Consider the following 9,372-nt stretch of genomic DNA (forward strand, 5'->3'; position numbering starts at 1 on the left):
GGGGTGAGGTGGTGCCCATGAGCACGTTCGCTGTGGGTGACGAGGACTTCCTGCTCGACGGGCGGCCGGTGCGGCTGCTCTCGGGGGCGCTGCACTACTTCCGGGTGCACGAGGGCCACTGGGAGCACCGGCTGGGGATGCTGCGGGCGATGGGCCTGGACTGCGTGGAGACGTACGTCCCGTGGAACCTGTACGAGCCGGAGCCCGGCCGGTACGGGGACGTGGCGGCGCTCGGCCGGTTCCTGGACGCGGTGGGGCGGGCGGGGATGCGGGCGATCGTGCGCCCGGGGCCGTACATCTGCGCCGAGTGGGAGAACGGCGGGCTGCCGCACTGGCTGACCGGGCCGCTCGGGCGGCGGGTGCGGACCCGGGACCCGGAGTTCCTGGCGCCGGTGGAGGCCTGGTTCCGGCGGCTGCTGCCGCAGGTGGTGGAGCGGCAGGTCGACCGGGGCGGTCCGGTGGTCCTGGTGCAGGTGGAGAACGAGTACGGGAGCTACGGCAGCGACGGGGAGTACCTGGAGTGGCTGGCGGGGCTGCTGCGGGAGTGCGGGGTGGTCGTGCCGCTGTTCACCTCGGACGGCCCGGAGGACCACATGCTGACGGGCGGGTCGGTGCCGGGGGTGCTGGCGACGGCGAACTTCGGCTCGGGGGCGCGGGAGGGGTTCGCGACGCTGCGGCGGCACCGCCCGTCGGGGCCGCTGATGTGCATGGAGTTCTGGTGCGGCTGGTTCGACCACTGGGGCACGGAGCACGCGGTGCGGGACGCGGCGGACGCGGCGGCGGCACTGCGGGAGGTCCTGGAGTGCGGGGCCTCGGTCAACGTATACATGGCGCACGGCGGGACGAACTTCGGGGGCTGGGCGGGGGCGAACCGGGACGGGGAACTGCACGACGGTCCGCTGCGGCCGACGGTGACCTCGTACGACTACGACGCGCCGGTGGACGAGGCGGGGCGGCCGACGGAGAAGTTCTGGCGCTTCCGCGAGGTCCTCGCGGAGTACGCGGAGGGGCCGCTGCCGGAGGTGCCGGAGCCTCCGGCCCGGCTCGCGGCTCCGGTGCGGGCCGGTTTCGAGGAGTGGGCGGCGCTGGACGCGGTCCTGGAGGTGCTCGGCGACGAGGAGGTGGTGGCGGGGGCGCCGCCGGCCTTCGAGGAGCTGGGGGTGGACCGGGGCCTGGTCCGCTACCGGGTGGCGGTGCCGGGTCCCCGGCAGCCGTACCCGCTGGGGGTGACGGGGCTGCGGGACCGGGCGGTGGCGTACGTGGACGGGGCCTTCGCGGGGGTCCTGGACACGGGGGCCGGCGAGGACGTGACGCTCGCGGAGCCGGTGGCGGGTCCGGCGGTGGTGGACCTGTGGGTGGAGTCCCTGGGCCGGGTGAACTACGGGCCGCGCCTGGCGGAGCCGAAGGGGATCACCGGGGGCGTGCGGCACGAGCGGCAGTACCTGCACGGGGTACGGGCGCGGGCGCTGCGGCTGGACGCGTTCGGGGCGGCGGCGGTCGGGAAGGTGGCGTTCGCGTCGGGCGCGGGCCGGGACGGCGGCCCGGGGCTCTACCGGACGGCCCTCGACATGGCGGGCGCGGGGGACGCGGTGCTGCGGCTGCCGGGGGCGACCCGGGGCTTCGTCTGGGTGAACGGCTTCTGCCTGGGCCGCTACTGGTCGGCGGGCCCGCAGGAGGCGCTGTTCGTGCCGGGTCCCGTGCTGCGGGAGGGGCCGAACGAGGTGTGGGTCCTCGAACTGGAGGGGGACGCGGGGTCCGGGGTGGTGCTGGACCCGCTGTGATCCCCTTCCCTCCCGGGAGGAGTCCGTGCACACCGGGCCGGCCCACACCGGCCCGGTGCACGGGAGGGGTGCTCCGGGGCCGAGGCCGCCCCGGAGCGCCCGTTCACGGGGTGCCGCTACAGCGTGGCGGCGGCGGACTTGATGGCGGCGGCGAAGGTCGAGACCTCCGTGTAGACGCCGGGGTAGTTGGGCCGGGCGCAGCCCTGGCCCCAGCTCACGATGCCGACCTGGACCCAGGCGCCGGCGTTGTCCTTGCGGAACATCGGGCCGCCGGAGTCGCCCTGGCAGGTGTCGGTGCCGCCCTGGGCGTAACCGGCGCAGATCTCCTCGGCGGGGACGAGCTCGTTGCCGTAGGAGGCCTTGCAGGAGGCGTCGGAGACGAACGGGACGTTCGCCTTGAGCAGGTAGCGCTGCTGACCCCCGCCCTCGCGGGCGGCGCCCCAGCCGGCCACCGTGAAGGTGCCGGTGTTGTAGGCGGTGGTCTCGGCGAGCTTCAGGTTGGGCAGGGAGGTGATGGGGCTGGCGAGCTTGATGAGGGCCCAGTCCTTGCCCTTGCCGTTGTAGCCGGGGGCCTGGAGGACCTTGGTCGACTTGACCTTGATGGCGCTGCCGCTCTGGAGGTCCACGACTCCGGCGGTGGCGGTGATGCTGGTGTTGTTGCCGGAGCCGCTCACACAGTGGGCGGCGGTGAGGACGACCTGCGGGCTGATCAGCGAGCCGCCACAGCCCATGGAGAGCCTGACCATCCAGGGGAACTCGCCCTGGGCGGCGCGGGTGCCGCCGACGACGGGGGCCGGGGCGGCGGAGGCGGTGGTGGTGGGCTGGAGGCTGACGGCCGCGAGGACGACGGCGCCGGCGGCGGCCAGCTTCTGGAGCGCGCGGACCATTCTGTTCTTCGTCACGTATCTGCCTTCTCTCGTGGGGGGTCGACCTCGACGGCTCATGACATGCGCCCGTCAAGGTGTGGTCCGCATTATGAACAGCGCTCAACCGCCGTCACAAGGAAGCCTTTTCGGCCAGATGAGATGTGAGGGACCGTACAGTGGGCGGGAGGGGGGATCCGGTATGCCGCACCGTCAGGAGCCCGACCGTGTCGTCCACGGCTTTCCGCACCGGGCCGCGGTCGGGGCCTCGCTCACCGCGCTCTACCGCCGCCTCTCCCCCGACGGCGTGCGCCGCTGGCCGACGAGCGTGACCGCCGCCGACGTGGCCCTCGGCGACCACGAGGACCTGCACCTGGGCACCCAGCGGGTGGCCGGCGCCCTGGTCCGGCACCTGCGGCTGCCCGAGGCCCGGATGGTGGTGACCTTCCGGCGGATGGAGCACGCCGGCACCGTCGAACTCGCGCCCGGACCCGAGTACTTCGTGGAGGTGAACGAGCGCTTCCGGACCCGCCGCCGGGACATCGGCGCGGTCCTCGCCCACGAGATCACCCACGTGCTGCTGCACCGGCTCGGCCTGCGCTTCCCCCGGACCGCCGAGAACGAGATCCTCACCGACGTGGTCACCGCCTATCTGGGCGCCGGCTGGCTGCTGCTCGACGCGTACCGCGAGGACGGCGTCGAGCACCAGAAGCTCGGCTATCTGACCCCGGAGGAGTTCGGCTACGTCCTCGCCAAGCGGGCCGAGGCGTTCGGCGAGGACCCGTCGCCGTGGTTCACCAGCCAGGTGGCGTACGAGGCGTGGGTGCGGGGCCGGGCGGAGGCCGCCCGGGAGCGGACGGCGCCGCCGCTCGCCGCGGCGGGCCGGATCGAGCGCGGCCGGTACGCCTGGGAGCGGCGCCGGGGCCGGGCCGGCGGGGACGCCCCGTACGCCTTCGACGGCGGGGCGCCCGCCGCCCGCGTCTCCTTCCCCTGCCCGGTCTGCCGCCAGCGCCTGCGGATCCCGGCCGGGCGGACGCTGCGGGTCCGGTGCGGGGTGTGCGCCGCGGTCCTGGAGTGCGCGGCCTGAAACCGCGCCCCGGATCCCGGGGCTCCGGCCCGTGCCGCGCGCCCTCCGGCAATCGATTTGCGCCATGTGCCGACGGCGGGTCAGGGTCGGTGCATGAGCACGCTGTTCGACGCGATCCGGGCCGGGGACGAGAACGGGGCCGTACGGGCCCTGAGGGACGGGGCCGACCCCGAGGAGCGGGAGGACGGGGAGAGCGCCCTGTACCTGGCATCCGTCGGCGGTGAGGACGGGATCGTCCGGGTGCTGCTCGCCGCCGGGGCGGACCCCGGCCGGGGCAGCGGCGAGGAGGACGGCGACCTGCCGCTGTGCGGGGCGGCCTGCTGCGGGCACACCGGGACGGTGCGGGCGCTGCTCGCGGCGGGCGCGGGGGCCGACCAGGAGGAGGCGTACGGCTTCACGGCCCTCGCCTGGGCCCTGCGGCTCGGATACGCCGACATCGCGCGGCTCCTCCTGGAGCACGGCGCCGACCCCGACCGGCCCGGCCCCGACGGCGTCGGCCCGCTCCTCGCCGCCGCCCGGCGCGGCTCCACCGGCTGCGTGCGGGCGCTCCTCGACCACGGGGCGGGCGGCGGGGAGGCCGCGCTGCGGGAGGCGCGGCGGTGGATCGGCGCCGACATGGCGGCCGAGCTGCGGCGCGGGCTCGTCGCCGGGAACGAGGGCGGGCAGACGTACGAGGCGGTGGTCCGCCGGGTCCGGGAGGACGGCGGGATCACGGTCGTCGTGGAGCTGCTGCGGGAGAACGGCGCCCCCGGGCGCGGCGACGACCGCCAGACCGGGCACGCGGCGATCGCCACGCTCCTGGAGGCCTCGCTCGGCCTGCGCACCCCCGCCGAGGAGCTGGCGGCGCGGGCGCTGCGCTGCGGCGACCCCGAGCTCGACGACTGGACGACGGCGGTGGCCGAACTGGCGGGCCGGGCCGACGAGGAGACCTTCGTGGCGGCGGCCGGCTGGTGCGCCTACCGGGACCCGCTGCGGCGGGCGCTCGGCGCCCGGGTCCTGGGGGCCCTGCCGGGCTTCGCGCCGAGCGCCCTGCCGGTGCTGCGGCGGCTCGCGGCGGAACCGGCGGGTCCCGCGGGCCCGGCGCGCGAGCCCGTCCTGTCGGTGGTGACGGCGCTCGGGGCGTGCGCGGACCCGGCGGCCGTGCCCGAACTGCTCGCGGCCGCCGGGCATCCCGACGCGGTGGTGCGGCGGGCCGTCGCCGGGGCCCTGGCCGGAATCGTTCCGGCCGGGCACGTCGAGGCCCTCGGGGTGCTGCTCGCGCTGAGCAGGGACGGCGACGCCCGGGTGCGGGACTGGGCCACGCTCGCGCTCGCCGAACTGCCCGACGACACCCCGCTCGTACGGGAGGGGCTTGCCGAGCGGCTCGCCGACCCCGATCCGGAGACGGCGGCGGAGGCGGCGCGCGGGCTCGCGATCCGCCAGGACCCGCGCGCCGTCGACGCGCTCGCGGCGGTCCTCGCGGACGGGGAGGCGGACGGCGCGGCGCGCGAGACGGCGCTCGCCGCCCTCGAACACGTCCGGGACCCCCGGGTCAGGACCCGTCTGGAGTGGACGACCCCGCGCCGCGCCTGAGGAGCGCCCTTCAGCAGTCGTGGTCGATCCGGTCGAACGAGGCGTAGTGGTCGGCGGTGTAGTAGTCCTCCCGCGTCGCGTTCCCGGTGACGATCCGGCGGGCCCCGCGGTCCGGGGAGCCCGGGGTCTTCACCGTGTACTCGTGGTAGTACCCGGACGCGCGGGCGGGCAGGATGCCCTCCCTGTTCTGGAAGACCGACCCGTCCTGGCTGTACGGGAAGGGGCCGCCCGCGTCGATCAGGCTCAGGGTGGTGTGGGCCTGGGAGGGCAGGGCGGAGGAGCAGATCTCCCCGACGGCCGCGACGACGGCGCGGGCGGCGACGGGTGCGGGCGCGGGGGCCAGCGCGGCGGTGGCCGGGGCGCCCAGGAGGAGGGAGGAGAGGAGGGCGGTGGCGACACCGCCGGCGAGGGTGAATCGAGGGGGGATGCGCATGAGGGGATGATGATGCGCGTAGACCCCGCCGGGAACCCCGACGGCTTTCCATTCGCCGGATGTTGACCGCTTGCCCGCGAACGTACGGGACCGGTGAAGACGGGACCTACGGAGACGAGACGGGCGCGGGCGGTGCCGTCGTCACGACACCGCCCGCGCCCTGATCCGTGCGCCCGTACTACGGGGTTACGTGTTCTCGGAGGGCCGCTGGCGGGGACCGCGGGGGCGGCCCGTGCCCGCCGTGCGGCGCCCGCCGCGGGCGGTCCCGGCGGCGGGGGCGGCGGCGCGGCCGGTGCCCGCGCCCCGGCCCGTGCCGGAGCCCCGGCCCCCGGCCGTACCCGTGCCGGAGGCGCGGGCCGAGCCGGTGGCGGCGGCGGTGCCGGTGTTCCCGGAGCCGGCCGGGCGGCGACGGCGGCGACCGCCACCGCTGCCACTGCCGCCGCTGCCGCCGGATCCGGCGGGCTTGCGGGGCGGGGTCGGCTGCGGGGTCTCGATGACGACCGGGACGCCCGAGGGCTCCCGGGCGCCGGTGAGCTCGGCGAGCTCCTCGTCGCTGGACTTGATCCGGGCCGTGCGGGGGTTGATGCCCGCGTTCGACATCAGGCGGCCCATGTCGCGCTTCTGGTCGGGCAGGACCAGGGTGAAGACGCTGCCGGACTCGCCGGCGCGGGCGGTGCGGCCGCCGCGGTGGAGGTAGTCCTTGTGGTCCATCGGCGGGTCGACGTTGACGACCATGTCGAGGTCGTCGACGTGGATGCCGCGGGCCGCCACGTTCGTCGCGACGAGGGTGGTGACCTGGCCGTTCTTGAACTGGTCCAGGGTCCGGTTGCGCTGCGGCTGCGAGCGCCCGCCGTGCAGGCCGGAGGCCCGTACGCCGTTGGCGAGGAGCCGCTTGACGAGCCGGTCCACGGACCGCTTGGTGTCGAGGAAGAGGATCGTGCGCCCGTCGCGGGCCGCGATCCGCAGCGTGACGGCCTTCTTGTCGGTCTCGTCGGCCACGTACAGGACGTGGTGCTCCATGGTGGTGACCGCACCGGCCGACGGGTCGACGGAGTGCACGACCGGGTCGTCGAGGAACATCTTGACCAGGCGGTCGATGTTCCGGTCGAGGGTGGCCGAGAACAGCAGGCGCTGGCCGCCCGGCTCGACCTGCTTCAGGAGCTTGGTGACCTGCGGCAGGAAGCCCATGTCGGCCATCTGGTCGGCCTCGTCGAGGACGGTGACGGCGACCTGGTCGAGGCGGCAGTCGCCCCGGTCGATGAGGTCGTGGAGGCGGCCGGGGGTGGCGATGAGCACCTCGGCGCCGCGTCGCAGCGCGGAGGACTGCCGGCTGATCGACATGCCGCCGACGACGGTGGTGATCCGCAGCCGCAGGGCGCCGGCGTACGGGGTGAGGGCGTCGGTCACCTGCTGGGCGAGCTCGCGGGTGGGCACCAGGACGAGCGCGAGCGGCGCGCCCGGCTCGGCGCGGCGGCCCGCGGTGCGGGCGAGCAGGGCGAGGCCGAAGGCGAGGGTCTTGCCGGAGCCGGTGCGCCCGCGGCCGAGGACGTCGCGTCCGGCGAGCGAGTTCGGCAGGGTGGCGGCCTGGATCGGGAACGGCTCCGTGACGCCCTGCTCACCGAGGGTCCGCAGCAGGCCCTCGGGCATGTCGAGGTCGGCGAAGGAGTCCACGGCGGGCAGCGCGGGCGTCACCGACACCGGCGGCGTGAACTCGCTCGGCGGCGGGGGCGCGGCGGGACGGCGGCCGCCGCGGGGGGCCTTCGGCTGGGACGTGGACTTCGCCTGCGCGGTGCGGGGGCCGCGCTTGTGGGGGCGCTCGGAGCGGGTCATTCGTGCCTTTCTGGCCGGTGCGCCGCCGAGCCCTTCTGGCCGGGTGCGCGGCGCAGCGGGGGCCCGTACCTGCGCGGTACGGGCCCCGGCTGCTCTGTCCGGAACACGTGGTACGGGCTCCGGGCTGTCTGTGCTGCCGGGACACCCCGTGCGGGCCCCGGCGTCTCTTGCTTCTGGTCTTGCTTCTGCTCTTGTTCCTGCCGCCGGGGCGCGCGCTGCGGCTCCGGTCGTCTCTACCGGAACAATAGTGCGCCCCGGGACCTTCCCGCCCCGCCCGCCCGATGCCCGGACGGATCGCCCCAGCCCAGCCGCCCGCGACGTGGCCCACCTCACAGGCCGGGGGCGTCCCGGCGGGGCGGGGCGTCGTCGCCGCGCCGGGTGGTCCGGGCGGGCCGGCCCGGCACCCGGCTGCGGAGGGCGATCTCCTCGCCGTCCACCCGGGTCCGCACGGCCTCGGTCGGGGCGGCCCGGAAGAGGTGGAAGGGCAGGAGCGCCCCGGCCCCGGCGGCGTACCGCTCCAGGGCTCCGGGGTCGGTGACCTCGACCGCCCTCCCGGAGATCCGGACGTCCCCGCCGCCCATGCCGGTACCGGGGCCGGGGTCAGGCGGTGGTCGCCTCGCGCTCCGCCCGACTGCGCTCGACGCAGAATTCGTTCCCCTCGGGGTCCCCCAGGGTCGCCCAGCCGGTGCCGTCCGGGTTCCGGCGGTCGTCGAGCAGGGTCGCGCCGAGGCCGATCAGCCGCTCGACCTCCTCGTCGCGGGTGCGGTCCTGCGGCTGGAGGTCGAGGTGGACCCGGTTCTTCACGGCCTTCGGCTCGGGCACCTGGATGAAGAGGAGGGAGGCCCCGGACGACTCGACGAGCGCCTCCGGGTCCCCCGGCGCGTCGTCGTCGGAGAGCTTGGAGTCGAGGACCCGGGCCCAGAAGGAGGCGAGGGAGTAGGCGTCGGCGCAGTCGATGGTCACGTGGCGTACGAGAGAGCTCATGGCGCCATGATCCCCGCCGGTCCGGGAGGACGGCCACTGCTTTCCGGCCCCCTCACCCCCGGACGATCCCCCGGGCCCGGGCGGCGGCTCACCCCCGGACGATCCCCTGGGCCCGGGCGGCGGCGAGCCACGCCGGGAACTCGGAGACGAGCCGGTCGTACAGCTCGCCGTCCGGGACCCGGTCCGGGTCCTTCCCGGCGTGGAAGAACCCGGCGTTGTCGACGGGCCGTTTCGCCGGGACGTCCAGCTCGTCCAGCCTCCGCAGGAAGTCGAACTGCCGGCTGTCGGGGTCGCCGAATCCGATGAACTGCCAGAAGAGCGGCAGCCGGGCCGCCTTGCACACGTACCGCTCGGCGGCGAGCTTGTTGATCGGCCCGCCGTCGGTCTGGAAGACCACGAGCGCGGGCGCGGTGGAGCCGCTGTCCACGTAGTGGTCGATGACCGCGTCCATGGCCAGGTGGTAGCTCGTCTTCCCCATGTGCCCGAGCCCGGCGACGATCCGGTCGATCCGCCCCTCGTGGTCGTCGAGCCGGATCTCGGTCTCCGCGTCGATGTCGGTGGAGAAGAACACCACCGGCACCCGCCCGTCGTCGTCGAGGTGCGCGGAGAGCCCGAGCACCCGGTCGGCGAGCGCCTGCACGGCACCGCTCCGGTAATACGGCTTCATCGACCCGGAATGGTCGACGACCAGGTAGACGGCGACCCGCTGCCCGTCGATCCCGTGCCGCCGCAGCGACTCCCCCGCCGACTTGTAGAGACTCACGAGCGCGGGCGCGGCCTCCTCGACCTTCCGCAGGCTCAGTGCCATGGGCGTTCCCCCTC

The 9,372-nt window shown here is 75.6% G+C and carries 9 protein-coding genes; 3 read left to right on the forward strand and 6 right to left on the reverse strand.

Annotated elements, in window-relative coordinates; genetic code table 11:
• Positions 1–17: 17 nt before the first annotated feature.
• Complete coding sequence (locus tag ACIQD7_RS12305) at positions 18–1,781, forward strand: beta-galactosidase family protein (RefSeq protein WP_402441512.1); 1,764 nt, start codon at positions 18–20, stop codon at positions 1,779–1,781.
• A gap of 116 nt (positions 1,782–1,897) precedes the next feature.
• Here the strand turns inward: ACIQD7_RS12305 and ACIQD7_RS12310 are convergent, their stop codons facing one another.
• Positions 1,898–2,668 carry a trypsin-like serine protease gene (locus ACIQD7_RS12310; protein WP_121830268.1) on the reverse strand — a complete coding sequence of 257 codons (771 nt, stop codon included), beginning with the start codon at positions 2,666–2,668 and terminating at the stop codon, positions 1,898–1,900.
• A 178-nt stretch (positions 2,669–2,846) separates the two neighbouring features.
• Here ACIQD7_RS12310 and ACIQD7_RS12315 point away from each other — a divergent pair, with 178 nt between their 5' ends.
• The gene (locus ACIQD7_RS12315) at positions 2,847–3,731 is read left to right on the forward strand and encodes a hypothetical protein (RefSeq protein WP_391166617.1); all 885 of its coding nucleotides are present in this window, start codon (positions 2,847–2,849) and stop codon (positions 3,729–3,731) included.
• 93 nt (positions 3,732–3,824) lie between these two features.
• A complete protein-coding gene (locus tag ACIQD7_RS12320) occupies positions 3,825–5,303 on the forward strand; it encodes an ankyrin repeat domain-containing protein (protein WP_402441513.1) in 1,479 nt (492 codons plus the stop codon).
• Positions 5,304–5,313: 10 nt separating this feature from the next.
• Here ACIQD7_RS12320 and ACIQD7_RS12325 read toward each other — a convergent pair whose 3' ends face one another.
• The 5 genes from ACIQD7_RS12325 to ACIQD7_RS12345 all read right to left on the reverse strand — a co-directional run bounded on the left by ACIQD7_RS12325 (position 5,314) and on the right by ACIQD7_RS12345 (position 9,358).
• Positions 5,314–5,736 (reverse strand): ribonuclease domain-containing protein, encoded by a 423-nt coding sequence (locus ACIQD7_RS12325; protein WP_402441514.1) that lies wholly within the window; start codon positions 5,734–5,736, stop codon positions 5,314–5,316.
• A gap of 186 nt (positions 5,737–5,922) precedes the next feature.
• Positions 5,923–7,566, reverse strand: coding sequence for a DEAD/DEAH box helicase (locus ACIQD7_RS12330; protein ID WP_402441515.1), 1,644 nt, complete (start codon positions 7,564–7,566; stop codon positions 5,923–5,925).
• Positions 7,567–7,895: 329 nt separating this feature from the next.
• Positions 7,896–8,147: a hypothetical protein gene (locus tag ACIQD7_RS12335; protein WP_402441516.1), complete on the reverse strand. Its 252-nt coding sequence runs from the start codon at positions 8,145–8,147 to the stop codon at positions 7,896–7,898.
• Between the two features lie 19 nt (positions 8,148–8,166).
• Positions 8,167–8,550 (reverse strand): VOC family protein, encoded by a 384-nt coding sequence (locus ACIQD7_RS12340; RefSeq protein ID WP_161373711.1) that lies wholly within the window; start codon positions 8,548–8,550, stop codon positions 8,167–8,169.
• 88 nt (positions 8,551–8,638) lie between these two features.
• Positions 8,639–9,358: a vWA domain-containing protein gene (locus ACIQD7_RS12345; RefSeq protein WP_402441517.1), complete on the reverse strand. Its 720-nt coding sequence runs from the start codon at positions 9,356–9,358 to the stop codon at positions 8,639–8,641.
• Between the last annotated feature and the right edge of the window lie 14 nt (positions 9,359–9,372).

It is taken from the genome of Streptomyces sp. NPDC093071, from assembly GCF_044754545.1.
In the GTDB taxonomy this organism is placed as follows: Bacteria; Actinomycetota; Actinomycetes; order Streptomycetales; family Streptomycetaceae; genus Streptomyces.

What these genes read in the sequence shown, in the direction of transcription:
- ACIQD7_RS12310 (WP_121830268.1), bottom strand. Translation starts at nt 2,668, where the DNA reads ATGGTCCGCGCGCTCCAGAAGCTGGCCGCCGCCGGCGCCGTCGTCCTC.
- ACIQD7_RS12340 (WP_161373711.1), bottom strand. Translation starts at nt 8,550, where the DNA reads ATGAGCTCTCTCGTACGCCACGTGACCATCGACTGCGCCGACGCCTAC.
- ACIQD7_RS12325 (WP_402441514.1), bottom strand. Translation starts at nt 5,736, where the DNA reads ATGCGCATCCCCCCTCGATTCACCCTCGCCGGCGGTGTCGCCACCGCC.
- ACIQD7_RS12330 (WP_402441515.1), bottom strand. Translation starts at nt 7,566, where the DNA reads ATGACCCGCTCCGAGCGCCCCCACAAGCGCGGCCCCCGCACCGCGCAG.
- ACIQD7_RS12320 (WP_402441513.1), top strand. Translation starts at nt 3,825, where the DNA reads ATGAGCACGCTGTTCGACGCGATCCGGGCCGGGGACGAGAACGGGGCC.
- ACIQD7_RS12335 (WP_402441516.1), bottom strand. Translation starts at nt 8,147, where the DNA reads ATGGGCGGCGGGGACGTCCGGATCTCCGGGAGGGCGGTCGAGGTCACC.
- ACIQD7_RS12315 (WP_391166617.1), top strand. Translation starts at nt 2,847, where the DNA reads ATGCCGCACCGTCAGGAGCCCGACCGTGTCGTCCACGGCTTTCCGCAC.
- ACIQD7_RS12305 (WP_402441512.1), top strand. Translation starts at nt 18, where the DNA reads ATGAGCACGTTCGCTGTGGGTGACGAGGACTTCCTGCTCGACGGGCGG.
- ACIQD7_RS12345 (WP_402441517.1), bottom strand. Translation starts at nt 9,358, where the DNA reads ATGGCACTGAGCCTGCGGAAGGTCGAGGAGGCCGCGCCCGCGCTCGTG.